This window comes from Natronospira proteinivora (assembly GCF_024170465.1).
Lineage (GTDB): Bacteria > Pseudomonadota > Gammaproteobacteria > Natronospirales > Natronospiraceae > Natronospira > Natronospira proteinivora.
In genome coordinates this window covers 820,906-843,459 of sequence record NZ_JALJYF010000001.1, presented here as the reverse complement: position 1 = coordinate 843,459, position 22,554 = coordinate 820,906, and the positions used below count along the sequence as shown (strand labels likewise).

Genomic DNA, 22,554 nt, shown 5'->3' with positions numbered 1-22,554 from the left:
GGCAGGCCAATGACTACAGCTCACTATCAATGACCAGTTCCACCGGTTCATCGCGATGATCTTCCACCTCGATGATCACCGATCCCCGCAAATCTCCGGATTGGGGCGTGGCTTCACCCGACTTGGATACCCGCGCAATCAGTTCAACCCGGGCATGGTCGCTGAGACGCTGGCCTTCAATCATGGCATGCTCGTCACTCAGATGAAATTCTCCCGGCACGGCGTCTGCGGGTAGACGCACGCCGGCCAATGGTGCGCCTTCCCCTTCCACGGCCCGGGCCACCAAGAATACGGTGTCGTCACCGGACACCGCATCGGACAGGGCATCAGCCAGTCGGATACGCACAAGTACCCTTCCCTCATCCGACGGCTCCTGGCTCACCGTGTCGTCCCCCATGGCTTGCCGAGCAACGGCGACGCGATCCTCGACCACACGGCGAAAGTCCTCGGGCGGGTCTTGTGCTAGCAAGCGTTCCCAATGATCCCGGGCCTGGCTGAACTGCTCCTGCTCAAAGGCGATCAAACCACTGTACCAAAGTCCCTTGGGTTGATCCGGATCCATCTCCAACACATGCCGGAACAGAGGAGCGGCATGACTGATCATTTCCGAGGGGTCACGCAGCGTAATGGCCTCGGCATAATTGGCCAATACCTGGGGATTGTCTTCCCCGGCAATTTCCACTGCCTGCCGGAAAGCTTCAACCGCCCGATCGTATTGCTGAAGGGCTACCCGGCTGCGCCCTAACATCATCCAGCCCTGCAGATCATCCGGCTGATCAGCCAGCCTGGCCTCCAGCTCCTCGACGGCGGCCGCCATGTCGCCCTGATCAAAACTAGGCTCTGCCACTGGTCCATCGATGGCCTCAGGTTCACCCACATGCAGATACAGGCCCACCGTTGCCACGGGAATCAGAATCAGGAAGGCGATGGCGGAAAGCGGTTTGCCTCCCCGATTCGCCTGACCGGACTCGGCATGGGCCTGACGGTCGCTGGCTTCACCTTCGATTTCACGGCGTGAAAGCTCATACGTTCGATTATCGATATCGCCGTCTTCCAGCTCACGCTCCAGATCCGCCAGTTGCTGACGACGGGTCTCGGCGACCGCGTCCACCGCCTGGTGGTCCACCGTGCCGCCTCGGCGGGACAGCAGAGGCATGGCCACGAACAGCAGTGCAGCCAGTACCAGCAAGCCAGACAGACTGATGAAAAGACTCATCGCTCATCCTCCAGGGACGATTCTTCTTCGGCTTCCAGGCGAGCCCGGCGGCGCAAGGTCACAATCAACACAATGGCCCCAATTAACAGCAGTATGGCCGGCCCGAACCACAAGGCCATGGTGTCACCCCGCATGGGGGGGCGATAAAGGACGAAATCCCCATAGCGATCCGTCATATACCGTTTAATCTCTTCATCACTGGCGCCTTGGGCCAGCATCTCCCGTGTCCGGGCACGCAGGTCTTGAGCCAATTCCGCATCGGATTCGGCAATGGATTCATTCTGGCAGACCAGGCAGCGAAGCTCGTTGATCAAACGGTGATAGCGTGCCTCCAGCGCCGGATCCTCAAAAGGTTCATGGGTATCGAAAGCCATCACCGGCACGGTCAAAACCATCAAAACCAATAACAGCAGCCCAAGCGGAAAGGCCCTCAATTGCTTACTCATTGCGCGCTTCCTCCTCCAGGCTTCGAATCAATGGCAGTAATCGCTCATCGATATCCGCTTGGCTGATTGGGCCAATATGCTTGTGTCGAATACGACCTCTGTGATCCAGCACAAAGGTTTCCGGTGCGCCGTACACGCCCCAGTCGATGGCCACCTGACCATCCTGGTCAAAACCCGACATTTCAAAGGGATTGCCCACCCGGCGCAGCCATCGAATGGCCCCATCCCGGTCATCCCTCAAGTTCAGGCCTACAATTCGAACTCCTTGTTCCTCTGCCAGATACATGAGTTCATCATGCTCTTCATGACAACCGGGACACCAGGTGCCCCAGACATTGAACAGGGTCACCTCGCCTGCCAGATCCAGATTGCTCACCAGCTGTTCCGAATCGTGCAGACTGGGCAGGGTAAACTCCGGCGCCCCTCGACCCACCAATGGCGAAGGCACCTCACTCGGATCCAGGGAAAGACCGCGCCAGAAAAAAACCAGAAGCACGCCCAGCACGGCCAATGGAAGCAGATACCGCCACATCAGCCCTGCTCCTCCTGACGGGGTTGACGACGAATGCGATAACGTCGGTCAAAGACCGCCAACAAGCCGCCCAGGGACATCACCAGGGCACCCAGCCAGATAAAGCGCACCATGGCCTTGTAGTGGATACGCACGCTCCAGTAATCGTCGCCCAGATAATCCCCCATGGCCACGTAGAGATCGCGCCTCAGGCGTGGGTGCAGGGCAATCTGAGCTAGGGGATCCGGACGGGCCCGGTAAACCCGGTTTTCCGGATACATGCGGGTCACCTCGCGGCCGTTACGGGTCACGATGAACTGCCCCTGAACCGAATCCCAGTTGGGTCCCTCCAGGCTCCGGACACCATCAAACTTGAAGGTGTAGCCGGCTACTTCGTAGCTGTCCCCGGGGGCCATGCGAAGATCGCGCTCCACTGACCAGGTGGTCACACCAACCACACCAAGGGCCAGCAGCCCCACCCCCGCATGGGCAATCAACATGCCCCAGAGGGAAACGGGCATGCCGGTAATGCCTTTCATGCCTCGCTTGCGGAAACGGCTAATGGGTTCCACCAACACCGAGAGCACCACCCAAAGGGCCAACACCATCCCCAACAGGACCATCACGCCGGTGGGACCGGCCAGCAACAAGGTACCACCCACACCGAGCACCACCGCCGCGGCCATCACCGGCCACATGCGATTGCCCAATCCCAGACCGTCCTGTCGCTTCCAGCGGGCATAGGGCCCAAAACCCAGGAACAACAGCAAGGGCAACATCAAGGGAATGAATACCGCATTGAAGTAAGGCGGACCCACCGAAATTTTGCCAAGCCCGAGTGCATCCAGGAAAAGCGGATATAAGGTACCCAGGAGCACGGCGGCGGTGGCCACCACCAGCAACAGGTTGTTCAGTAACAGAAAGGTTTCACGGGACAATAATTTGAAGCCACCGCCGGATGCCATATGCGGCGCCCGCCAGGCATACAGGGCCAGGGAGCCGCCCACCACTGCCGCCAGGAAAATCAGGATATACACCCCGCGGGTGGGGTCCGTGGCAAAAGCATGCACGGAGACCAATACGCCCGAACGAACCAGGAATGCACCCAGCAACGCCAGGGCAAAAGCGGAAATGGCCAGCAGCACCGTCCAGTTTCTAAAGGCCCCGCGCTTCTCGGTCACTGCCAAGGAATGAATGAGCGCGGTTGCCACCAACCAGGGCATAAAGGAAGCGTTTTCCACCGGATCCCAGAACCACCAGCCGCCCCAACCGAGCTCGTAATAAGCCCACCAGCTCCCCAGGGCAATACCAATGGTCAGACAGACCCAGGCAATGGTGGCCCAGGGCCGGGTCCAACGCGCCCAGGTGGTATTGGACTCCAGGCCAATCAAGGAGGACACGGCGAAGGCAAAGGGAATCGACAGGCCCAGGTACCCCAGATACAGCATGGGCGGATGCAGGATCATGGCCGGGTCCTGCAGGATGGGATTGAGGTCCCTGCCCTGCTCTGGAATCGGGAATATCCGCTCAAAAGGATTGGAAGTCAGCAGGGTAAAGAGAATGAAACCTGCACTGATCACTCCCAGAATACCAATGGCGCGGCTGGTGAATACCCGGGGCAGATTACGACTGAACCAGACAGCAGCCACGGTCCAGAGGGCCATCAACATGCACCAGAGGATCAGGCTACCCTCATGGGCACCCCAAACCGCCGTCAGGCGATAGATCAGCGGTAGATCCGTGTTGGAATTATTGGCTACATAGGCAATGGAAAAATCATTGACCACAAAGGCCCAGCTGAGCAGCAGGTAAGCCAGTAAAGTAAAGACCAACTGCCCCATGACGACCATGGGCAGAACCTGCATCCAGTCCAGTCGTCCCCGAGTGGCGCCGGCGAACCCCAGCCAGGCCTGGCTCACGCTGATCAAAAGGGCGAGGATCAGCGCGATCTGTCCAAGTTCGGCAAGCATCAGTAATCAGACCCTTCGTTTTGTTCATGCTGGCGGCGCTGCCATTCAGTTTCCCGCAGGGAATCCTTTACCTCCGGCGCCATATAGTTCTCATCGTGCTTGGCGAGAATCTGATCCGCCACAAACAGGCCATCATCATCAAAACGCCCGTGAGCAATCACGCCCTGCCCTTCCTTGAAAAGATTGGGCAGGATGCCGTCGTAGGCCACGGTCACCGATTCCGCTTCATCGGTCACCTCAAAAACCACACCCAGCTCTCCCATTTCCCGCTGAATGGAACCATCGACCACCAGCCCCCCAACGCGGATACGCCGCTGGTCGTCCAGGGGCACCTCACCAGCGACCACCTGGCTAGGGCTGTAGTAATAGAGCAGGTTTTCCTGAAAGGCATTCAGGGCCAGGGCGGCGGCAATGGCCACACCACCCACGGCAGAAAGAACCAACAACATGCGCTTGCGACGAGGCGTCATGACCGCCCTCCCTTGGAGATCCTGCGAATTCTGTCCAGGGCCTTGCGATGCCGACGATGCACCAGAAATGCCATGCTGGCCATCACCCCCGCTGTCAATCCGAAGGCGCCCCATACCCAGACGGCGAAACCGTCCATATAAAGAAAATTGATCAAGGAATCTGTCATTTTACCTCTTTCCCATCACCCACGACGAGTCGGACCGGCCAACTGGCCCGGCGTTCCCGACGCAACAGTTCGGTACGCAGCTGCAACATCAGAGCCCAGGCGAAGAAGAGCTTGAAACCCACTGCCATGATCAACAGGGGAATCAGCATTTCCAAATCAATGGACGGTGTATCAAACTTCATAATCGTGGCTGGTTGATGGAGGCTATGCCACCAGTCCACGGAAAAATGGATAATGGGCACATTTACTACCCCTACAACGGCCAGCAAACCACTGGCCTTGTCACCGCTGCGCTGATCAGCAAAGGCCCCGTTGAGTACGATGAAACCCATGTAGAGAAAAAAGAGGATCAGCTGGGAAGTCATCCGTGGATCCCATTCCCACCAGGTCCCCCACATGGGTTGCCCCCAGATCGAGCCGCTGGCCAGAGACAGAAAAGTAAATGCCGCACCCATCGGCGCCGCAGCCACCGCGACAGCAAAAGCTACCTTCATTCGCCAGATCAGCCCCACGGCACAGGCAACGGCCATCATGGTGTAGACGAACAGGGACAGCCAGGCCGCCGGGACATGAACAAAGATGATGCGATAGCCATCCCCCTGCTCTGAATCCGGCGGCGCGAAACCCAGACCACCCACGGTGCCGATCAAAAGACAAAGCAATGCCAGACCGCCAAACCAGGGGGCCAGCGTGCCCGCCAAGCCGAACACATGGGGAGGTGAAGCCAATTTATGGAACCAGCGCCAACGTTCTTTAGCCACGTTTCACTCTCGTTACGGTCTTTTTGGAACACCGGCGATCTCGGACGATCGCCAGAGAATGTATTTTCCCAGTTTCCAGACTGTGACGTTTGACCTGAATCAAACCCCCACCCTTATTCCAGGCTAATCCGTAGTGCGGCGGCGATCGCCCAGGGACCCAGACTGATGGCTAGCATGGTCAAAGTGGCCAGGGCCCAAAGCCCGGTCACGTCCTCACCACCCACGGACTGGACCACGGACCGACTGCCAAAAATCAACACCGGAATGGTCAACGGCAATACCAGCAGGGCCAGGAGACTGCCCCCACCCCGCAAGCTCACCGTCAAAGCAGCGCCCAGGGCACACAGAACCGTGAATACCGGCGTGCCCAGCAGCAAGACCAGCAAAAGCATGGACAAGGCCTGGCCCGGCAGGTTCATCATCAAGCCCAGCAACGGCGACAACAGCAGCAGCGGCAGAGAGGCCATCAACCAGTGGCCAAGCAGCTTTCCCAGCACATGCAGGCTAAGCGGCTGAGGGCTGAGTGCCGCCAGCTCCAGGGCACCACTTTGAAAGTCCGCACGAAAGAGGCGCTCTGCCCCCAGCAGGGAGGCCAACAATGCCGCCACCCAGACCACACCCGGACCCACCGCCACCAGCAGCTCCGGCCTCGGCTCCAGCCCTAAGACGAAAAGAAGCCCCACCAACAGGAAAAAGAACAATGGCGTGACCACATCCGCCGTATTGCGGATCGCCAATAACAATTCCCGCCGAAACGTGGCCAACAATACGCTGTTCATGTTGCCACCGCCTCGTCCAGTGACAGGATGCGCGCTGTCCCCGCGGACGCCGGCAGGGGCTGATGGCTGCTGACCAGCGCGGCGCCCCCGGCCGCCCGATGGGAGGCCACCAGCTGCCCAATCAGGTCCTGGCCCTGGGCATCCAGGCTGGTCAAGGGTTCGTCCAGAAACCACAGACGCGCCCCGTCCATCAGCAAGCGGGCCATCGCGACTCGTCGATTCTGGCCGGCGGACAGGGTCTGGCAGGGTTGATCCGCGCGTTGAGACAGCCCCACCGCCGACAGGGCATCGGTCAGGCTGCATTCGCTGGAGTGCCCCATCAGGGGCTGCCAGGCCGCCAGATTTTCCCGGGGGGTCAACTCCCCGCGGATCCCTGTCTGGTGGCCCAGCCAGGCCACCTCCCGACGAAAAGCCTCCAAATCGACTTCTCGCGACCGACCACACCAGGAAATTTCACCTGCTTCCGGATGGCTAAGACCGAGCAACACCCGCATGAGGGTGGTTTTGCCGATGCCATTGGGACCACGCAGCCAGACGGTTTCTCCGGCTTGAAGATTGAGGGAAAAATCGTGGAAAAGACAGGTCTCTCCCCGCCAGATCTCCAAGCCATGGGCCCGTAGCTCCAGGGAGGTTGTGCGATTCGAGGTGCTGTCGGAGACTGACTGAGACATCCAGGGGGCTGCCACATCCAGGGGGCGTTGAGAGCACCCGTCACGGTATCCAGCCTGGGCGGAAAATGGTGCCCGGAGCCGGACTTGAACCGGCACGGCCCAAAGGGCCAGCGGATTTTAAGTCCGCTGCGTCTACCAATTCCGCCACCCGGGCCATAGCTGGCTCGCCCTTTCCTGAGCGGCGTGCCGACAATCAAAACCCATTGAGAAAATGGAGGCTCGGGCCGGAATCGAACCGACGTAAACGGCTTTGCAGGCCGCTGCATGACCACTCTGCCACCGAGCCTTACGGGTGCGGCTTTTCAGGGCGCGAACTTTATCACAGATTCCGAGCCTGCGTAAGGCTCACAAGTCGGTTCGGCTTCTCACAAAAAAGCCCCGGTGGAAAACACCGGGGCTTTTTTGATCTGGAGCGGGAAACCGGATTCGAACCGGCGACCCCAACCTTGGCAAGGTTGTGCTCTACCAGCTGAGCTATTCCCGCTGAAGAGGCGCCTATTTTATGGACCCGCAGAAAAGTGTCAAGGGGTCAGGCAAAATTCTTTTAAATTCAACCGCTGATCAAAGCAGCCGATCATCATCCTTAAGGGTCGGCCAAGCGGCTTTCAGATAGTTGAACATGGACCAGAGGGTCAGCCCTGCGGAGGCATAGAGCAGGACCATACCCAGGGTATAAGTGGGGATCCAGGCAATATCGTGGCGCCAAAGCATGAGGAAGATGGCCACCATCTGGGCGGTAGTTTTCACCTTGCCCAACCAGCTCACGGCAATGCTGGCCCGCTCCCCCAGCTCGGACATCCATTCCCGCAATGCGGAGATGGCGATCTCCCGGCCAATGATAATCACCGCCGGAATGGCCAGAAGTGGGCTGGCGTCATGCTGGACCAGCAGGACTAGGGCAGCCACCACCATGAGCTTGTCCGCCACCGGATCGAGAAAGGCACCGAAATTGGAATACTGCTCGAGTCGACGGGCCAGATAACCGTCCAGCCAGTCGGTCAGGCCGGCCAGGCCAAAAATGATCGCACTGGCGGGAGCCGCCCAGTGAAACGGGAGAAAGAACAGCAACATGAACACCGGGATCATCACGATCCGGGCAAGGGTCAAGCTGTTCGGCACATTCATCCGCATGAGGACGTCATTCCAGTTTGAATTGATCGTAGATTTTTTGGGCCAGACTCCGGCTGATCCCTTTAATGGCCACCAGGTCTTCCACACCGGCCTGACGGATACCCTGCAGACCGCCGAAGGCCTTGAGCAGTTGCTGACGCCGTTTCGGGCCCAGCCCCGGAATATCCTCCAGGGGGGATTGCCGACGCGTCTTGGCCCGGCGATGGCGATGGCCTGCAATGGCAAAGCGATGCGCTTCGTCCCGGATTCTCTGGATGAGATGCAATGCCGGAGATTCCGGAGAAAGTATAAGTGGTGCCCTGCCCCCCGACAAGAAAAGCTGTTCCTGACCGGGCCTGCGATCCGCCCCCTTGGCCACCCCCAGCAGGCTAACCCCCTCCACCTGCAGGGCTTCAAATACGGACTCGGCCATGGCCAACTGCCCCTTGCCACCATCAACGATCAACAGATCCGGCAGCTTGCCCTCCCCCCTCTGCAATCGGGTATACCGTCTTTCCAGGGCTTCTTGCATGGCCTGGTAATCATCTCCGCTTTCCGTCTTTTTGATATTGAAACGACGATAATCGCTGCTCAGAGGAGCGCCGTTCTCGAACACCACACAGCTGGCCACCGTGGACTCTCCGCTGGTATGGCTGATATCGAAACACTCCATTCGCATGGGTGGCTCATCCAGCTTGAGAGCCCGACCCAAGGCCTCCATGGCCGTGCGGGCGTGTTCATCCGTGGCCAGACGGCTGGCGATGGCCTGGCTGGCATTCTCCGCCGCCATCTGTAACCAGCGGGCCCGATCACCGCGCACCCGATGCCGGACCGCCACTTTCCGCCCCGCCTGCTCACTCAGGGTCTCGGCCAGCACCTCGGCTTCGGGAATGGCTGCGGCGGTAATGATTTCCCTGGGGGGATCCCGATCCAGGTAATACTGGGGCATGAAGGCGGCCAGCACTTCCCGCTCCTCATGGTCCATGGTGACACGGGGGAAAAACGTCTTGCTGCCCAGATTGCGTCCACCCCGTATATAGATAATGGCAATACAGAACAGATCACCCTGGCGGGCCACGGCCAGCACATCGAATTCACCTTCATCCCCGCTCACATACTGTTTTGCCTGAGCCTGGCGCAGGCGGGCCACCTGATCCCTGAGCTCGGCTGCCTTTTCAAAGTCCAGTGATTCGGAGGCCTGCTCCATCCTGTTAATAAGGCGATCAATCACCAGCTGATTCTTGCCCTCCAGAAACAGCATGGCGTTGTCCACATCCTTCGCATATTCCTGGCTCGAGATGTAATCCACACAAGGGGCGGTGCAGCGATTGATCTGGTATTGCAGACAGGGTCGGGAGCGATTCCGGAAATAGCTGTCGGTACAGGGTCGAATACGAAACAGCTTCTGCAGCTCATTGATGGCTGCCCGGGCGGCGGAGACGCTGGGATAGGGACCAAAGAAACGCCCCTTCTCCTTACGCTGCCCCCGGTAAAAGCTCAGTCTGGGATAGAGATGATCACTGAGATGAATATAAGGATAACTCTTGTCATCCCGCATCAACACATTGTAACGGGGCCGATGCGCCTTGATCAGATTATTTTCCAGGATCAGGGCTTCGGTCTCGGTATGGGTCACCGTGACCTCCACCTTCTCCACCTGTCGCATCAAGGCCCGGGTCTTGGGACTGTCATGGGTCTTCTGAAAATAGCTGGAAACCCGGCGCTTGAGGTTTTTGGCCTTGCCCACGTAGAGAATGGTGCCGTCGTCAGACAGCATACGATAGACCCCGGGGCCGGTGGTCAGGCTACGGAGAAAGGCCTTGTGGTCAAAGGTCGAATCGGCCATGGGATATCAAATTCAGGATTCAATCCGGGAGCGGGCCTTTTTCACCACCTGGCGGAACATGGCCTCGGTGAGCCGACCGGTCTGAGTGTTGTAGCGGGAGCAGTGATAGGAATCAATCAACCGCAACCGATCATCCAGAACATGCTCGGCACCATGGGCAAACTTGAAGGCATTAAGCTTGTAACCCAGCACCCTCAATACTGCGTCATGGGCCACCTTGCCCAGGGCCAGTAACACCCCGGGCCGGGGCATGCGCTCCAGCTCATGGCGCAAATAGGGGGCACATTGCTTCACTTCATTGCCAGTGGGCTTGTTCTCCGGTGGCAGGCACTTCACTGCATTGGTGATACGGCAGTTCTTGAGCTTGAGACCGTCATCGGCATGCTCGGATACCGGACGACTGGCCAGGCCCAGTTCATGCAGGGTCTTGTAAAGCAGAATCCCGGCAAAATCCCCGGTAAAGGGGCGGCCCGTGGCATTAGCGCCATGCATACCGGGTGCCAGCCCCACGATCAGCAGCGGAGCCTTCTCAGGCCCGAAGGGGGCAACCGGTGCCGCATGGTAATCCGGGTGTTTATCACGCACCCGGGCCAGGAAATGACGCAGCCGTGGACAGGCCCGGCAATCCGGTCGAAAGGGCCGGCTTGGAAGTGGGGATGCCGCCATGTCCTATTGGGTTTCCGGGGGACTGTCCATGGCGCTTTCATCCAGCAAACCATGGCGAATGGCAAAGCGGGCCAGGCCCACATCGTTGTCCACATCCAGTTTCTGAAAAAGCCGGTGGCGATAAGTGCTGACGGTTTTCGGACTGAGAAACAGCTTGTCCGAAATGGATTGCACGGTATGGCCCTGGATGATCATCAGCATGACCTGAAGTTCACGTTGAGAAAGCTGGTCCAGCGGCGTGCCCTTGCCACCTGACAGCAGGCTGTCGGCCAGTTGTCGGGCAATATCCGCCGCCAGATACCGCTCCCCGGCGTGCACCTTCTTTACCGCTGCGATGATCTCGTCACCGGAACAATCCTTGGTCAGATACCCCTGGGCTCCTGCCTCCATCAGCCGTGAGGGATAAGGGTCCTTGGCATGGACCGATACCACGATCACTTTCACATCCGGTGCCACATGGGCCAGCTTCCGGGTGGCCTCCAGACCGCCAATGCCGGGCATGTTCACATCCATGAGTACCACATCCGGTTGCTTCTCCCGGGCGATTTCAACGGCTTCCTCCCCGGACGAAGCCTCGGAAATAACCGTTAATCCCGGCGCTTCATCCAGGATGTGTCGTATCCCGGTTCGCACCAGGGCGTGATCATCCACCAGCAGCACTTCAATTGACATCTTTCCCCCTCTGTCTCAGAAGGTGCCCAGATTTTGAGGAGCAAGCCCCTGGCGGATGCCTCTCCCCTGCCAACCTGTCTCCGATAAAACAGGCTTATTTCATATTGGCGATCACCGCCTCGCCAAATCCGGATGTGCCCACCAATGTGGCCCCCGGAATCAGGTCCTGCATGCTTTCTTCCACGTTCTTGCGACCGGCCAGCTCCCGCTTGGGACGACGAATGGCCTCCCGCAGGCGGGCCAGATCGTAGGTCATGGTCTTGCTGGCAATGGTATCGCGCATGCCATAGAGAATCTTGTCAGCCGCCTCGTTCCAGCCCATATATCGCAACATCATCTCGGCGGACAGGATAATAGAACCCGGATTGACCCGGTCTTTGCCGGCAAAACCGGGGGCGGTACCGTGGGTGGCTTCAAACACCCCCACACCATCACCGATGTTGCCTCCGGGGGCAATGCCGATCCCGCCCACCTGCGCCGCCAGGGCATCGGAGATATAATCCCCGTTCAGGTTCAGAGTGGCGATCACGTCATAATCCTCCGGGCGCAGCAGAATCTGCTGGAGGAAATTGTCGGCGATCACGTCCTTGACCACGATCTTCTCGCCATTGCGGGGATTGGTGAATTCACACCAAGGGCCGCCATCAATGGGCGTGGCGCCGAACTCTTCCATGGCCACCTTGTAACCCCAGTCACAAAAGGCCCCTTCGGTGTACTTCATGATATTGCCCTTATGCACCAGGGTCACCGACACCCGGTCATTCTCCACGGCGTAGTTCAGGGCCTTGCGTACCAGGCGCTGGGAACCTTCCCGGGAGACCGGCTTGATACCAATCCCGGAGCTGGACGGGAAGCGGATATTGGTCACGCCCATTTCCCGGGTCAGGAAATCAATCACCCGACGGACCTCATCGCTGCCTGCCGGCCATTCGATTCCCGCATAAATATCTTCGGTATTTTCCCGAAACACCACCATATCGGTGAGCTCGGAAGTCTTGATGGGGGTGGAAACGGGTGGGAAGTACTGAATCGGGCGTACGCAGGCATACAGATCCATGAACTGGCGGATGGCCACGTTCAGGGAACGGATACCGCCGCCGATGGGTGTTCCCAGGGGCCCCTTGATAGAGACCACGAAATCCTTCATGGCGTGCAGGGTTTCCTCCGGCAGGTTATGACCTTCGCCATACTGCGCCAGGGCCTTCTCACCGGCATAAATCTCCATCCAGTGGATCTTGCGATCACTGCCATAGGCCTTCTCCACCGCCGCGTCCACAACTTGCTTCATCACTGGTGTCACGTCGATACCGATCCCGTCACCCTCGATGAAGGGAATAATGGGATGGTCCGGTACTTCGATGCTGTTATCAGTGTTGATCTGGATGCGTTCGCCTTTCTCGGGAACCGAAATCTTTTCAAATTGCATGGGACTCCTCGCGCGCGATTGGGGCGGGCGCGGGGACTTCGGTCGCGCCCATCATTGGCGTATCAGACGGCGCAGTATCTTAGCACAGGCGAGTCGGCACAGGGGCTAGGGGGTGGTGGACGGGCTTGGGACTTTAGTCGAATGGTGCCGGACAGTCAGCCCGGCACCATTCCTGGGGGTGAGGTCATCAACCAAGGCGAGCCACGGACGGCTCGGCCGTGTCGGGCTGGAACTGCTCGCTTTCAGTGGACCCACTCAAGGCCGTCAGCGAGGATTTTCCACCGGCAATGGCCTGACTGAGCGCATCGAAGTAACCGGTTCCCACCTCCCGCTGATGACGGGTGGCGGTATAGCCGTCCCCCTCGGCTTCGAACTCGGCTTCCTGCAGTTCCACATAGGCACTCATCTGCCGTTCCCGGTAGCCCTTGGCAAGCTGGAACATGCTGTGGCTCAAGGCATGGAAGCCGGCCAGAGTGATGAACTGGAACTTGTAGCCCATGGCAGCCAATTCCTGCTGGAAGCGAGCAATGGTGGCGTCATCCAGATGCTTGCGCCAGTTGAAGGAAGGTGAGCAATTATAGGCGAGCATCTTGCCGGGGTAACGGGCATGAATCGCCTCCGCAAACTGACGGGCCTCTTCCAGATCAGGATGGGCCGTCTCGCACCAGAGCAGGTCGGCATAGGGTGCATAGGCTAGCCCCCGTGATATGGCCTGTTCAATACCCGCATTGACTTCATGAAAACCCTCCACCGTGCGGCCACCGGTGCAGAAGGACTTGTCTCGCTCGTCCAGGTCGGACGTGATCAGTCCGGCGGCATTGGCGTCAGTGCGGGCAATAATCAATGTGGGCACGCCCAGGGTATCGGCGGCCAGGCGAGCGGCCACCAGTTTCTGAACCGCCTCCTGAGTGGGCACCAATACCTTGCCCCCCATATGCCCGCACTTCTTGGCCGAGGCCAGCTGATCCTCAAAATGAACCCCGGCGGCACCCGCCTCGATCATATGCTTCATCAGCTCATAGGCGTTGAGCACCCCGCCGAAGCCGGCTTCGGCATCGGCCACGATGGGGGCGAAAACATCCTCATCGTGGCGGCCTTCCATGCAATTGACCTGATCCAGGCGCTGGAAGGCCCCGTTAATCCGGCGCACCAGGTTGGGGACGCTGTCCACCGGGTAAAGGGATTGGTCGGGATACATCTGGCCAGCGGTATTGGCATCCGCCGCTACCTGCCAGCCGGAGCAATAGATGGCCTTTAGCCCCGCCTTCACTTGTTGCATGGCCTGGTTCCCGGTCTGGGCCCCCAGGGCATTGACGAAATCTTCCTCTTTGAGCAAACGCCAGAGCTTCTCCGCGCCCCGCCTTGCCAGGGTGTGTTCGATGCTGACATTGCCACGCAGACGGACCACGTCCTCGGGACCATAATCCCGCTCAACTCCGGTCCAGCGCGGATTGTGATCCCAGTCCCGTCTCAATGCTTCGATGTTGGCTTGCTCGGTGCTCATGCTCATACCCCCTGTCAGGCGATGCTGTCGTAGGCTTCCAAGGTAAGAAAGTCAGCAAACTGCTCACTTTCCGTAAGACGGTGGAACAATCGCGCCGCCGCCCGGTAATGGCCCGCATCCGGGCCATCCTCTCCCTCCCCCTGAAGCAGAGCCGCCAGGCTCTCCTCCAGGACCTGGGAAAAGAACGCAAAGGTGATGGCCCCACCCACCTCGAAACGGGCGTCGGAATGGTGCAGCCATTGCCAGAGCTGGGCCCGGGCAATTTCGGCGGTGGCTGCATCCTCCATCAGATGATGGATAGGCACGCAGCCCCGCCCCGACAGCCAGGCAGCGGTATAGGCCAGGCCTACCTCCACATTTCGGCGAAAACCCGCCTCGGTAATCGCCCCCTCCGGATGTGCCAGCAGTTCCGCCCGACCGATGCCGTGGTCTTGTACGGCCCGGTCCAGTTGATTCGGCCCCGCCAGTACGGCATCGAATACCGCCATGGCCTCGGGGATTAGGCCCGGATGCGCCACCCAGGTGCCGTCATGACCATCCCGCGCCTCACGCTCCTTGTCTTCACGAACCTTGGCCAGGGCCGCGGCATTGGCCTCGGGGTCATCACGCACGGGGATTTGCGCCGCCATGCCGCCCATGGCCAGAGCCCCGCGACGATGGCAAGTCTCGATCAGCAATCGGGAGTAGGCGCGCAGAAAGGGCACGGTCATCCCCACCGTTTCCCGATCCGGCAGAATGCGGTCCGGGTGGGCATGGAAGGTCTTGATGTAGCTGAAGATATAGTCCCAGCGACCACAATTGAGCCCCACCACGTAGTCCCTCAACACATGCAGAATCTCGTCCATCTGGAAGACCGCTGGCAGGGTTTCGATCAAGACAGTCGCCCGGATACTGCCCTTCTCCAGCGACAGCCGTTGCTCGGCCCAATCGAAGACCTCGGCCCACAGGGCCGCTTCCCGCCAATGCTCCAGCTTGGGTAGATAGAACCAGGGCCCGGCCCCCTGTGCCAGCAGGGCCTCGCTGTTGTGAAAGCAATGCAGGGCAAAGTCCATCAAGGCCCCGGGGACCGCTTCTCCATCCACTCTCAAGTCTTTCTCGGGCAAATGCAGCCCCCGTACCCGCACCAGCAAAAGCGCCGTGTCCCGGTTCAGGCGATATGCTTTGCCTCGCTCATCGCTGAAATCGATCTGGCGACGCACGGCATCGTAGAGATTGCGCTGCCCCTGGATCATATTGGACCAGCTGGGGGTGGAGGCATCTTCAAAATCCGCCATGAAGACCCGAGCACCGGAATTGAGACCATTGATGACCATTTTCCGGTCCACCGGCCCGGTAATCTCCACCCGGCGATCCAGCAGTGGTTCCGGAATCGGCGCCACCTGCCAGTCCTGCTGCCGGATTTTCCGGGTTTCCGGGAGGAAATCCGGCACTGTCCCGCGGTCAAAACGCGCCTGCCGGGCGCGGCGGGCATCCAGCAGGGTTCGAATTCTTGGGGAAAATGCCCGTACCAGCTCAGCCAGGAAATCCATGGCCTCGCTACTCAACAGTGCCTCGCATTCCGGTGTGATCGGCCCGCGTATTTCCACGGATGCCGATGACTGGGTGTTTTCTGCTGCGTGTGCGCTCGACATGCGCTTGTTCCTCCAATCAGGCTTGCAGGGACATTAAAACGATTGTTTAATATCGAACAACACAATCTTTCTTATTTGAATTATTGTTTTTTCTAATTCTTAAGCCTGCCCCTCTGTTGCCGGGAGAAGCAATGAAGCAACGCAGCCGAGCCAACCGTCTCACTCAACTACGGGGTTTCTGTGCCACCGCACAGCTTGGCAGCATCAGTGCCGCCGCCGACAAGCTGGAGCTAAGTCAGCCCTCAGTATCAATGCAGATCCAGGCCCTGGAGAAGGAATTCGGCACACTCTTGTTTGAACGTCGAGGGCCCAGAATCCAGCTGACTCCGGAGGGAGAAAACCTGCTGGAGATTGCCCTGCCCATGGTGGAGAGCCTGGATACCCTGCCGGAGACCTTTGCCGCACGCTGCGGGAATCCGGCCCATGGCGACCTGGATATTGCTGCCGGTGAATCCACCCTGCTCTATCTGTTGCCCACATTCGTGGAGCGCTTTGCCCATGAATATCCGGCAGTCCAGTTCCGACTGCACAACGTCACCGGTCGGGATGGCCTGAACATGCTGCGCGCGGATGAAGTGGATTTCGCCGTTGGCTCCATGGTGGATGTGCCCGACGACCTCAGTTATCGCCCCATCTTCCACTACGAACCCATGCTCATCACCGCCCCTGCCCACCCCCTGGCTAAAAGGAAGACGGTGTCCCTGGAAGACATCAGTCGTTATGGATTGATTCTGCCGCCCCGCCACTTGAGTACTTGGAGAATGGTCAAGAGTGTATTCGAGCAGCATGAGCTGGCCTATGATGTGAAACTGGAAGCCGGTGGCTGGGAGGTCATCAAGAAATACGTTGAAATGAACCTGGGCATCTCCATTGTCACCGATATCTGCCTGGATGGTGGCGAGTCCCTCCATGTTCGACCCATGGGGGCCTACTTCAAACGTCGCAGTTATGGCGTGGTCACGCGGCGAGGTAAATTCCTCTCCCCCCAGGCCAAGGCCTTTATTCGCTTAATGGATGAGCGTTTCTTCAGCAGGAGTGGCAATCCAGCATGAGCAGCAAACAACACCGTCGGACCAAGATCGGCCTGGCGCTGGGTAGTGGATCGGCCCGGGGCTGGTCCCATATCGGCGTCATTCGCGCCCTGGAAAAACAGGGTATTCGCCCCGATATCGTCGCCGGCACCAGTATTGGGGCGCTGGTGGGTGGCGCCTATCGGGTGGATCGGCTGGATACGCTGGAAGAATGGGTGCGGGGTCTTGAGCGCATGGATATCCTGCGGCTACTGGATTACGGCCTATCCGGAGGCGGCTTCATGCGGGGTGAAAAGCTCATGGACGCCATCGGACAACGGGTCAAGGATGTGAATATCGAAGACTTGCCGGCCCCCTTCGCCGCCGTGGCCACCGACCTGAACAGCGGTCGCGAGATCTGGCTGAATCAAGGCTCCCTGCTGGATGCCGTACGGGCCTCCATTGCCCTCCCCGGCCTGTTTGCCCCGGTCCAGCAGGAGGGCCGCTGGCTCATGGATGGTGGTCTGGTGAATCCGGTGCCCGTTTCTCTCTGTCGCGCCATGGGCGCCGATGTGGTGATTGCGGTGAACCTCAACGGTGACATCATGGGCCGCAATTTTGACAACCGCGCCATTCCCGGGAACCAGCCTTCCGAACAAGATGTCGACAAACTGACCACCGAGGAAAAAGACCCGGGCTCCGATGTGATGAGCCGAATCGTGGGCCACCTGAAGAGCGGGCTCCGGGTAAGAGTAGATCGTCTGATTTCTTCCGCCGCCCGCAAACAGGAAACCAGCGAACCGGGTCTTTTCGACGTCCTGGCCGGCTCGGTCAATGTGGTTCAGGATCGAATTACCCGCAGCCGGATGGCAGGCGACCCCCCGGATATACTCATCACGCCCCGACTGGCCCACATCCGCTTGATGGAGTTTGATCGGGCCTCGGAAGCCATTCTGGGTGGGGAAAAAGCAGTAGAACGGGCCCGGGAAGATCTCCAGGCCCTGGGACCTAACACAGACAATCGCTAGTCACCGGCGACCAAGGAATAGCAAGCCGGTCCCATTGGGAAGCGCTCATCAGGCAACGCGGTGTTTGCTGCTCCGCAGGCGATAACCTGCCACTCGCATGGCCAGCTCCAGCGCCTGGTCGTAATTCAAGCGCGGATCCACCTGGGAACGGTAGGCCCGCTCCAGGTCCTTCTCGGTGAGACCGCTGGCCCCGCCCATGCACTCAGTGACATTTTCCCCGGTCAGCTCGATATGCACCCCACCCAGATGACTGCCCATTTTCTGGTGGATATCGAAGGCTTGTTCCAGCTCCGAGAAAACATTTTCCACCCGACGCGTCTTGATACCGGACTGGGTCTTTTCCGTATTCCCGTGCATGGGGTCACAGCTCCACAACACGGTACGACCAGTGGCTTGGGCAGCCTCAATCAAGGGCGGCAGGCCCGACTCGATCTTGTTGGCCCCCAGGCGGTGAATCAGGGTCAAGCGGCCCGGTTCGTCATGCGGGTCGAGCACCTCAATCAAGGCCTTGAGATGCTCGGCAGACATTCCGGGGCCCACTTTCACAGCCACCGGGTTGGCAATACCCCGGAAATACTCCACATGGGCACCATCGAGTTCGGCGGTGCGCATGCCGATCCAGGGGAAATGGGTGGCCATATTGTACCAGCGACCGTCATGACCCACCTGGTGGGTCTGAGCCTGCTCGTAGAGCAGATGCAGGGCTTCGTGACTGGTATAGAAATCCACCCGACCGCTGCCGGAGACCCGACTGCCGGCAATGGTCTCCATGAATTGCAGGGAGTCGCGAACCGAATCCACGATTTCGCGATATTCCTTTTCCATGGGGGATTGACGAACGAAATCCAGATCCCAATTCTCGGGATGATGCAGGTCGGCAAAGCCACCATCCACCAATGCACGAATGTGATTCAGGGTCAGCGCTGCACGCTCATACCCCCGCAACATCAATTCCGGGTCCGGCTCCCGGTCCTCCGGCGTAAACGGGGGGCGGTTGATAAGATCTCCCCGATAGCTGGGCAGGGTCTGACCGCCCCGGGTTTCCATATCCGCCGAACGGGGCTTGGCATATTGACCTGCTATACGACCTACCCGCGTAACCCGCTTGCGCATGCCCGTGACCAAGACCAGGGACATCTGTAGGAGGATCTTGAGCTTGTTGGCAATATTGTCGGCAGTGCAATCATCGAAGCTCTCCGCACAATCGCCCCCCTGCAGCAGGAAACGTTCACCCCGGGCGGCCTCGGCGATCTGTTTTTTCAGAGCCTCGACCTCGCCATGGGTCACCAACTGCGGCAGACGCCCGAGCCGATCCACCACCGATTTCACAGCCTCGGTATCACGATACAGGGGCTGCTGGCCGGCGGTCTTGGCCTGCCAGCTTTCGGGATGCCAATTTGTCCGATTATCAGTTGCCATGGGCTTCATCTTACACCGAGTTGAGAGTGCTAACCACTGGCCTTATAAGCGTCTTCTTGAGACAATACAAGAATCATGTCAGATCATTCGGGAATAAGGGGTGTTCCCGAACCTGATTGAATCCGTCTTTATTTTTGCGATCGGCGAAGTGGGGCAAGACCCGCCAAGGACGCCGCTCCAACGCATTTCCGGGAGGAAAATCAAATGAGCAAGCTGGATCCCAAGTCCATTCTGGCCGCCTTCGGCCTGGAAGCCGAAAATGCCGGTACCTATTCGGCCAAATCCGGTTGGCTGGAAGACAAGAACAGTCGCTTTCTCGAGTCCTACAACCCTGCCACTGGCGAGCTGCTGGGCAAGGTCCGGGTGACCACCGAGGCCGAGTACGAGACCGTGGTCAGCGAAGCCCGGGAATTGTTCAAGGAGTGGCGCAAGCTGCCCGCCCCGGAACGCGGCCAGGCCATTCGCCTCATGGGCGAGGCACTGCGCGAGAACAAGGACGCCCTGGGCAGCCTGGTTTCCCTGGAAATGGGCAAGATCAAGCAGGAAGGTGACGGCGAAGTCCAGGAAATGATCGACATCGCCGATTTTGCCCTGGGCCAGTCCCGCATGCTCTACGGCATGACCACCCACTCCGAGCGCCCGGACCACCGCCTGTTCGAGCAGTGGCATCCCCTGGGCGTGGTGGGCGTGATCACTGCCTTCAACTTCCCGGTGGCGGTGTGGTCCTGGAACACCTTCATTTCCGCCGTCTGTGGCAATGTGAATATCTGGAAAGGTTCCCCCAAGACCCCGCTGATTTCCGTGGCCGTCCAGAAGCTCTGCAACGAGGTACTGGAGAAAAATGGTTTTCCGGCGATCTTCACCCTGATTACCGATGATCGCAATGAACTGGCTGAGAAGTTCGTGGCCGATGAGCGGATCAACCTGCTCTCCTTCACCGGCTCCAGCGAAGTGGCCAAGAAGGTAGCGCCCACCGTAGCCAGCCGCCTGGGCCGCTATCTGATCGAGGCCGGGGGCAACAACGCCATCATCGTGGACGAGACCGCCAATCTGGACATGGCCATTCCGGCCATTGCCTTTGGTGCGGTGGGCACCGCCGGCCAGCGCTGTACCTCCACCCGCCGGGTGATCGCCCACGAGAGCATCGTGGATGATCTCACCGAGAAGCTGGTTAATGCCTACAAGACCGTGCGTATCGGCAATCCCCTGGATGAAAACACCCTGATGGGGCCCCTGGCCGATGAAACCGCAGTCAAGAACTTCGAAAACGCCATCAAGGTGATTGACTCCGAGAAGGATGCTGAAATCCTCTGTGGCGGCAAGCGCCTGGACGGTGACGGGCATTTCGTTGAGCCCACCATCGTCAAGGCCCGAAACGATCTGGAGATCGTCCAGACCGAAACCTTTGCGCCCATCCTCTACATCATGTCTTACAAGACCCTGGATGAGGCCATTGAGATGCAAAACGATGTGCCCCAGGGCCTCTCCTCCGCCATCTTCACCGACAAGCTGCAGCATGGCGAGCGCTATCTTTCCGCGGAAGGCAGCGATTGCGGCATCTCCAATGTCAATATCGGCACATCCGGTGCTGAAATTGGTGGTGCCTTCGGGGGCGAGAAAGACACCGGCGGCGGCCGAGAGTCCGGCTCTGACGCTTGGAAGCAGTACATGCGCCGCCAGACCAATACGGTCAATTACGGCAGCGACCTGCCTCTGGCCCAGGGGATCAAATTCGATCTGGGCTGATTTTGAAGGATAATGGCGTAATAAAGGGCTCGTCCACGACGGGCCCTTTTTTATGCGGGTAGACAGAGACGCCTGTGTAATCGGCCCATTTGAGGTGTATGCTCATGGCACACCTGCGATTTCGCACCCATTTCACTCTCACGGGAGAGAACCCATGGCAGAGAAGGACCCAAATAAGGGCTACGTGGCCCTGCTCGGCTGGAGTCTCAACGCCATCGAAGCACTGGACAACTTCGACCGACGCTATGTGGTGGTTGCTCCCCCCTGGGCCGAAGAATACTGCGAGAAGCACGACATTCCCTACACCCCTTGGGACTTCGAGCGTCTCAACGACCGTTCCATGGAGATCGCCCAAACCCTGAAGGAAATGGGGGTGGATGTGGCGATTCCATTATTCGAGGAAACCGTGGAATGGGCCGGGGCCATCAACTCGGTTCTAATGGATAACCCTCGCCTCTATGGCCAGGCCATTCTCATGCGGGACAAAGCGCTGATGAAGCGCCGTGCCCAGCTTGGGGGTATTCGGGTGGGTATCTTTGAAGAGGCCCATGATCGGGAAGATGTGATCCGTTTCCTCAAGCGGGTCAACCAGACCCTGCTGAAACTGGATGGGGATCCCAACGATCCCATTCATCTCAAGGCCTTCGACAAGGCCGGCTGCCTGGGGCACCGGGTCATCCGTACGCCGGATGAGGTGGACCTGATTCCCGAGGAAGAATTCCCGGTGCTCATGGAAAGCCACCTGGATGGTTGGGAATTCGCGGTGGAAGCTTGGATTCACGATGGCAAGATCAAGTTCCTCAACATCTCCGAATACGTCACCCTGGGTTATTCAGTCTTCGTGCCGGCCACCAAGGAACTGGAAAGCTGGCGCGAAGGTATTCGTCGAGAGATCGAGAAACTGATCAAGACCTTCGACATCCAGTTCGGCTTCATCCATCCGGAATACTTCGTTACCAGTGACGGCACCATGTATTTCGGAGAGGTAGCTTACCGGCCGCCGGGGTTCAAAGTGTTTGAGCTACTGGAACGGGCCTATGGCTTCAATGCCTACCAAGCCATGGTGCTGTGTTTTGATCCCAAGAGCACCGAGGAAGAGGTCAACGCCTTCTTTCCCCGGGAAGTGGTGGACGCCAAGGGCTATGCCGGCTGCTTCGGGGTCTATCCGCGTCGCCGCGTGGTCAGCCAGCTGAACATTCCAGAAGAGACCGAAAACCACCCCTATTACGAGTGGAACGACCTGGCTCAGCCTTTGGAAAACACGGTCACCAAACGGACGGCCTTTGGTACCCACTGGGGGCTGGTGTATTTCTTCGGTGACGACCCCATCAAGCTGCGGGATCTTCTCAAGAAGCAGGAAGACCTGGATTACTATCAATAAGCTCAATGCCGGCCGGGTCTGGGGCCCGGCCGGCTTCTTCATGAGATACGCCTTAAGGATCCTCCCTAGTGGTGATAGCCTCCCAGCCTGGCTAGGTCAGTGCTGCCCATCCCCCTCCCCTTCG

Annotated in this window: 21 protein-coding genes and 3 tRNA genes; 4 read left to right on the top strand and 20 right to left on the bottom strand. The window is 59.0% G+C overall.

What is annotated here, in order from left to right:
* Nucleotides 1-13 precede the first annotated feature (13 nt).
* The 19 genes from ccmI to aceB form a co-directional block, all read right to left on the bottom strand.
* On the bottom strand, nucleotides 14-1,216 hold the full coding sequence (gene ccmI, locus J2T60_RS03990; protein WP_253445717.1) for a c-type cytochrome biogenesis protein CcmI: 1,203 nt from the start codon (nucleotides 1,214-1,216) through the stop codon (nucleotides 14-16).
* On the bottom strand, nucleotides 1,213-1,662 hold the full coding sequence (locus J2T60_RS03985) for a cytochrome c-type biogenesis protein (protein WP_253445714.1): 450 nt from the start codon (nucleotides 1,660-1,662) through the stop codon (nucleotides 1,213-1,215). The genes ccmI and J2T60_RS03985 overlap by 4 nt, the downstream gene beginning before the upstream one ends.
* The gene (locus J2T60_RS03980) at nucleotides 1,655-2,194 is read right to left on the bottom strand and encodes a DsbE family thiol:disulfide interchange protein (RefSeq protein ID WP_253445711.1); all 540 of its coding nucleotides are present in this window, start codon (nucleotides 2,192-2,194) and stop codon (nucleotides 1,655-1,657) included. Before J2T60_RS03980 ends, J2T60_RS03985 begins: the two co-directional genes overlap by 8 nt.
* Nucleotides 2,194-4,143: a heme lyase CcmF/NrfE family subunit gene (locus J2T60_RS03975; protein ID WP_253445708.1), complete on the bottom strand. Its 1,950-nt coding sequence runs from the start codon at nucleotides 4,141-4,143 to the stop codon at nucleotides 2,194-2,196. Before J2T60_RS03975 ends, J2T60_RS03980 begins: the two co-directional genes overlap by 1 nt.
* On the bottom strand, nucleotides 4,143-4,613 hold the full coding sequence (gene ccmE / locus J2T60_RS03970; protein ID WP_253445706.1) for a cytochrome c maturation protein CcmE: 471 nt from the start codon (nucleotides 4,611-4,613) through the stop codon (nucleotides 4,143-4,145). Before ccmE ends, J2T60_RS03975 begins: the two co-directional genes overlap by 1 nt.
* The gene (gene ccmD, locus J2T60_RS03965) at nucleotides 4,610-4,780 is read right to left on the bottom strand and encodes a heme exporter protein CcmD (RefSeq protein ID WP_253445704.1); all 171 of its coding nucleotides are present in this window, start codon (nucleotides 4,778-4,780) and stop codon (nucleotides 4,610-4,612) included. The genes ccmE and ccmD overlap by 4 nt, the downstream gene beginning before the upstream one ends.
* On the bottom strand, nucleotides 4,777-5,541 hold the full coding sequence (gene ccmC, locus J2T60_RS03960) for a heme ABC transporter permease CcmC (protein ID WP_253445702.1): 765 nt from the start codon (nucleotides 5,539-5,541) through the stop codon (nucleotides 4,777-4,779). The genes ccmD and ccmC overlap by 4 nt, the downstream gene beginning before the upstream one ends.
* Before the next feature lie 113 nt (nucleotides 5,542-5,654).
* Nucleotides 5,655-6,320 (bottom strand): heme exporter protein CcmB, encoded by a 666-nt coding sequence (gene ccmB, locus J2T60_RS03955; protein ID WP_253445700.1) that lies wholly within the window; start codon nucleotides 6,318-6,320, stop codon nucleotides 5,655-5,657.
* Entirely contained in the window at nucleotides 6,317-6,991 is a 675-nt protein-coding gene (gene ccmA / locus J2T60_RS03950) for a cytochrome c biogenesis heme-transporting ATPase CcmA (RefSeq protein ID WP_253445698.1), read from the bottom strand. The genes ccmB and ccmA overlap by 4 nt, the downstream gene beginning before the upstream one ends.
* Nucleotides 6,992-7,057: 66 nt before the next feature.
* Nucleotides 7,058-7,145 (bottom strand) — tRNA-Leu (locus J2T60_RS03945).
* A gap of 58 nt (nucleotides 7,146-7,203) precedes the next feature.
* Nucleotides 7,204-7,277 (bottom strand) — tRNA-Cys (locus tag J2T60_RS03940).
* Between the two features lie 122 nt (nucleotides 7,278-7,399).
* Nucleotides 7,400-7,475: transfer RNA gene (locus J2T60_RS03935), tRNA-Gly, on the bottom strand.
* 77 nt (nucleotides 7,476-7,552) lie between these two features.
* The gene (gene pgsA, locus J2T60_RS03930; RefSeq protein ID WP_445376050.1) at nucleotides 7,553-8,116 is read right to left on the bottom strand and encodes a CDP-diacylglycerol--glycerol-3-phosphate 3-phosphatidyltransferase; all 564 of its coding nucleotides are present in this window, start codon (nucleotides 8,114-8,116) and stop codon (nucleotides 7,553-7,555) included.
* A 13-nt stretch (nucleotides 8,117-8,129) separates the two neighbouring features.
* Nucleotides 8,130-9,947 carry an excinuclease ABC subunit UvrC gene (uvrC, locus tag J2T60_RS03925; RefSeq protein WP_253445694.1) on the bottom strand — a complete coding sequence of 606 codons (1,818 nt, stop codon included), beginning with the start codon at nucleotides 9,945-9,947 and terminating at the stop codon, nucleotides 8,130-8,132.
* Nucleotides 9,948-9,959: 12 nt separating this feature from the next.
* Nucleotides 9,960-10,613, bottom strand: a complete 654-nt coding sequence (locus J2T60_RS03920; protein ID WP_253445692.1) for a uracil-DNA glycosylase — start codon at nucleotides 10,611-10,613, stop codon at nucleotides 9,960-9,962.
* A gap of 3 nt (nucleotides 10,614-10,616) precedes the next feature.
* On the bottom strand, nucleotides 10,617-11,285 hold the full coding sequence (uvrY, locus tag J2T60_RS03915; RefSeq protein WP_253445690.1) for a UvrY/SirA/GacA family response regulator transcription factor: 669 nt from the start codon (nucleotides 11,283-11,285) through the stop codon (nucleotides 10,617-10,619).
* A 94-nt stretch (nucleotides 11,286-11,379) separates the two neighbouring features.
* Nucleotides 11,380-12,711, bottom strand: a complete 1,332-nt coding sequence (gene icd / locus J2T60_RS03910; protein ID WP_253445688.1) for an NADP-dependent isocitrate dehydrogenase — start codon at nucleotides 12,709-12,711, stop codon at nucleotides 11,380-11,382.
* Between the two features lie 187 nt (nucleotides 12,712-12,898).
* A complete protein-coding gene (aceA, locus tag J2T60_RS03905) occupies nucleotides 12,899-14,221 on the bottom strand; it encodes an isocitrate lyase (protein WP_301288306.1) in 1,323 nt (440 codons plus the stop codon).
* 8 nt (nucleotides 14,222-14,229) lie between these two features.
* Entirely contained in the window at nucleotides 14,230-15,846 is a 1,617-nt protein-coding gene (gene aceB / locus J2T60_RS03900; RefSeq protein ID WP_253445684.1) for a malate synthase A, read from the bottom strand.
* 131 nt (nucleotides 15,847-15,977) lie between these two features.
* Here aceB and J2T60_RS03895 point away from each other — a divergent pair, with 131 nt between their 5' ends.
* Both J2T60_RS03895 and rssA read left to right on the top strand, forming a co-directional pair.
* Nucleotides 15,978-16,898 carry a LysR family transcriptional regulator gene (locus J2T60_RS03895; protein WP_253445682.1) on the top strand — a complete coding sequence of 307 codons (921 nt, stop codon included), beginning with the start codon at nucleotides 15,978-15,980 and terminating at the stop codon, nucleotides 16,896-16,898.
* The gene (gene rssA / locus J2T60_RS03890; RefSeq protein ID WP_253445680.1) at nucleotides 16,895-17,884 is read left to right on the top strand and encodes a patatin-like phospholipase RssA; all 990 of its coding nucleotides are present in this window, start codon (nucleotides 16,895-16,897) and stop codon (nucleotides 17,882-17,884) included. Before J2T60_RS03895 ends, rssA begins: the two co-directional genes overlap by 4 nt.
* 48 nt (nucleotides 17,885-17,932) lie before the next feature.
* Here rssA and J2T60_RS03885 read toward each other — a convergent pair whose 3' ends face one another.
* Complete coding sequence (locus tag J2T60_RS03885; protein WP_445376039.1) at nucleotides 17,933-19,312, bottom strand: class II 3-deoxy-7-phosphoheptulonate synthase; 1,380 nt, start codon at nucleotides 19,310-19,312, stop codon at nucleotides 17,933-17,935.
* Between the two features lie 195 nt (nucleotides 19,313-19,507).
* Here J2T60_RS03885 and amaB point away from each other — a divergent pair, with 195 nt between their 5' ends.
* Both amaB and J2T60_RS03875 read left to right on the top strand, forming a co-directional pair.
* The gene (gene amaB / locus J2T60_RS03880; RefSeq protein WP_253445677.1) at nucleotides 19,508-21,049 is read left to right on the top strand and encodes an L-piperidine-6-carboxylate dehydrogenase; all 1,542 of its coding nucleotides are present in this window, start codon (nucleotides 19,508-19,510) and stop codon (nucleotides 21,047-21,049) included.
* 154 nt (nucleotides 21,050-21,203) lie between these two features.
* Entirely contained in the window at nucleotides 21,204-22,430 is a 1,227-nt protein-coding gene (locus tag J2T60_RS03875; RefSeq protein WP_253445675.1) for an ATP-grasp domain-containing protein, read from the top strand.
* Nucleotides 22,431-22,554 lie beyond the last annotated feature (124 nt).

Bases quoted from the DNA above. Each gene is read 5' to 3' on its own strand.
- uvrC (WP_253445694.1), bottom strand. From the start codon at position 9,947: ATGGCCGATTCGACCTTTGACCACAAGGCCTTTCTCCGTAGCCTGACC.
- J2T60_RS03885 (WP_445376039.1), bottom strand. From the start codon at position 19,312: ATGAAGCCCATGGCAACTGATAATCGGACAAATTGGCATCCCGAAAGC.
- J2T60_RS03875 (WP_253445675.1), top strand. From the start codon at position 21,204: ATGGCAGAGAAGGACCCAAATAAGGGCTACGTGGCCCTGCTCGGCTGG.
- ccmD (WP_253445704.1), bottom strand. From the start codon at position 4,780: ATGACAGATTCCTTGATCAATTTTCTTTATATGGACGGTTTCGCCGTC.
- aceA (WP_301288306.1), bottom strand. From the start codon at position 14,221: ATGAGCATGAGCACCGAGCAAGCCAACATCGAAGCATTGAGACGGGAC.
- J2T60_RS03895 (WP_253445682.1), top strand. From the start codon at position 15,978: ATGAAGCAACGCAGCCGAGCCAACCGTCTCACTCAACTACGGGGTTTC.
- J2T60_RS03985 (WP_253445714.1), bottom strand. From the start codon at position 1,662: ATGAGTAAGCAATTGAGGGCCTTTCCGCTTGGGCTGCTGTTATTGGTT.
- rssA (WP_253445680.1), top strand. From the start codon at position 16,895: ATGAGCAGCAAACAACACCGTCGGACCAAGATCGGCCTGGCGCTGGGT.
- ccmE (WP_253445706.1), bottom strand. From the start codon at position 4,613: ATGACGCCTCGTCGCAAGCGCATGTTGTTGGTTCTTTCTGCCGTGGGT.
- J2T60_RS03920 (WP_253445692.1), bottom strand. From the start codon at position 10,613: ATGGCGGCATCCCCACTTCCAAGCCGGCCCTTTCGACCGGATTGCCGG.
- J2T60_RS03980 (WP_253445711.1), bottom strand. From the start codon at position 2,194: ATGTGGCGGTATCTGCTTCCATTGGCCGTGCTGGGCGTGCTTCTGGTT.
- J2T60_RS03975 (WP_253445708.1), bottom strand. From the start codon at position 4,143: ATGCTTGCCGAACTTGGACAGATCGCGCTGATCCTCGCCCTTTTGATC.
- amaB (WP_253445677.1), top strand. From the start codon at position 19,508: ATGAGCAAGCTGGATCCCAAGTCCATTCTGGCCGCCTTCGGCCTGGAA.
- ccmB (WP_253445700.1), bottom strand. From the start codon at position 6,320: ATGAACAGCGTATTGTTGGCCACGTTTCGGCGGGAATTGTTATTGGCG.
- icd (WP_253445688.1), bottom strand. From the start codon at position 12,711: ATGCAATTTGAAAAGATTTCGGTTCCCGAGAAAGGCGAACGCATCCAG.
- pgsA (WP_445376050.1), bottom strand. From the start codon at position 8,116: ATGAATGTGCCGAACAGCTTGACCCTTGCCCGGATCGTGATGATCCCG.
- ccmI (WP_253445717.1), bottom strand. From the start codon at position 1,216: ATGAGTCTTTTCATCAGTCTGTCTGGCTTGCTGGTACTGGCTGCACTG.
- ccmA (WP_253445698.1), bottom strand. From the start codon at position 6,991: ATGTCTCAGTCAGTCTCCGACAGCACCTCGAATCGCACAACCTCCCTG.
- uvrY (WP_253445690.1), bottom strand. From the start codon at position 11,285: ATGTCAATTGAAGTGCTGCTGGTGGATGATCACGCCCTGGTGCGAACC.
- aceB (WP_253445684.1), bottom strand. From the start codon at position 15,846: ATGTCGAGCGCACACGCAGCAGAAAACACCCAGTCATCGGCATCCGTG.